Here is a 1,282-nt window from a genome sequence, read left to right on the forward strand (position 1 = left end):
GCCGCCCCGCGCGACGAGCCCCGCGCGCAGCGCGCAGGCCTCATCCAGATCGAGCACCGCTCGCGGCAGGGTGGCGCAGGCACGGTCGAGCGCGGCGAGCCGGTCCCACGCGCCGCGCCCCTCCGCGCCGCTCGCCGGCCATGCCGGCAGGACCGACAGCAGCGGATGTGCCAGCCGGTCCTCGTCGCATCCGGCCAGCATGAAATGCTCGAGACCGCAGCGGAACTGCCCGTCGCGCACCGCCTGGTGCACATCGGGGTTGGTGTCGAGGTAGAACGCCTCGTCATACCACCACAGGTCGATCGCGAGCGACGTCGGGCCGTGCAAAAGCAGCGCCGCCTCGTCCTGGGCATCGAGGCCGAGCCTCCCGAACCCCGGCAGGTTGGAGCGTTCCTCCGCGACGCCATAGAGAATGAAGTGGTGAAAGCCCGACCGGAAGGCGCCCGCCCGCACCGCGTCGGCGACGTCCGGGAAGCGGGCCCGGTAGCGTTCCTCGTCGAACAGCCCGTTGGGCGACAGCGCCAGCGCCGCGCAGTGATCGAGATAGAACTCGAACAGCTCGTAGTCCGACAGCGCCGCCAGCCGCGGATACGCGCCCTGATACCGCCCGCGCACAAAGCCTGCGTTGAACCAAGCGTTCGGCACGATGCGGCGCGCCGGCGGCGTTTCGTACAGCGCACGCAACAGGTCCGGCGCCGCCACCGGCCGGCGCTCGCGCAGCGCATAGGCCCGCATCGCATGGGCGGGCTGAATCAGGAACGACGGCGCACGCCCCTCGTCGCGACCCAGCGTACGGAAATGATGGATCGGATCAAAATCCGGCCGCGCCGCCGCTGCCGCGCGCAGGTCCGCGTACTGCGCGACATAGCTCGGCGGATCGATCAACCGCTCCAGGAACGCCGCGAACGTCGGACCAGGCGTCGTCACGTCCGTTACCCCGGCAGTGATCGGGTCCGGCGTCGCCCCGCCGGGCGACCCATCGTTGTCTTCCTTCACCGACCGTGTTTCGCTTCCTGCCCCGTGCAGGCTATGATACGGCCGGCCTCGTCCAGGCGAAAGGAACGTCCGCAAGGATGACCGACCCCGACACCTATTTCCGCCAGGCGGCCGCGGCCGCCTATGCCGGACAGCTCACGCCCGCGTTCCAGTCCGCCCTCGCCGCCCGCTTCGCCGACGTTGCGGAGACGGACTGCGAGTTCGTGCACACCGTCGATCTCGGCGGCGGCCGCAACATCGACGGGGCCCTCGACCTGCGCGGGATCGAGGACGCGCAGCTCGGCGA

General features: G+C 70.7%; 1 protein-coding gene and 1 pseudogene. One reads left to right on the forward strand and one right to left on the reverse strand.

Features of this window, described 5'->3' with window-relative positions:
* Positions 1 to 996: pseudogene (locus B8460_RS20040) on the reverse strand (hypothetical protein); the annotation flags it as partial.
* A gap of 77 nt (positions 997 to 1,073) precedes the next feature.
* On the opposite strand from B8460_RS20040, the gene B8460_RS20045 reads away from it, so the two are divergent.
* Positions 1,074 to 1,282: hypothetical protein (locus tag B8460_RS20045; RefSeq protein WP_048863394.1), on the forward strand; the 209-nt coding region annotated here is incomplete at its 3' end.

Source organism: Acidisphaera rubrifaciens HS-AP3 (genome assembly GCF_000964365.1).
In the GTDB taxonomy this organism is placed as follows: Bacteria; Pseudomonadota; Alphaproteobacteria; order Acetobacterales; family Acetobacteraceae; genus Acidisphaera; species Acidisphaera rubrifaciens.